The organism is Mycobacterium sp. NGS39, assembly GCF_059812765.1.
The window spans coordinates 1-508 of sequence record NZ_JCALDH010000033.1; the positions used below are offsets into that span (position 1 = coordinate 1).

The following is a 508-nucleotide window of genomic DNA, read 5'->3' on the forward strand; positions in this document are numbered from 1 at the left end:
CGTCTGGGGTGGGGACGGTGTTTGTGTATTCGGGTCAGGGTTCGCAGTGGGCGGGGATGGGTCGGCGGTTGTTGGTCGAGGAGCCGGCGTTTGGTGCGGCGGTGGCGGAGTTGGAGCCGGTTTTTGTTGCCCAGGTGGGGTTTTCGTTGCGTGAGGTGCTGGCCTCGGGGGAGCCGGTGGTGGGCATCGACCGGATTCAGCCGGTGTTGGTGGGCATGCAGTTGGCGTTGACGAGGTTGTGGCAGTCCTATGGGGTGTCACCGGATGCGGTGATCGGGCATTCGATGGGCGAGGTCAGTGCGGCGGTGGTGGCCGGGGCGTTGTCGGCTGCTGATGGGCTCAAGGTGATTGCGACGCGGTCGCGGTTGATGGCGCGGTTGTCGGGGCGCGGGGCGATGGCGCTGGTGGAGTTGGAGGCGGCTGCGGTTGAGACGTTGATTGCCCAGTATCCGCAGGTGACGGTGGCGGTGTATGCCGCGCCGGCGCAGACGGTGATCGCTGGGCCGCC

At 67.1% G+C, this 508-nt stretch carries 1 protein-coding gene; it reads left to right on the forward strand.

Annotated features, from left to right (window positions below; translation table 11 throughout):
• On the forward strand, nt 1-508 hold a 508-nt coding region (locus AC5Y39_RS21230; protein ID WP_500021710.1), incomplete at both ends, for an acyltransferase domain-containing protein.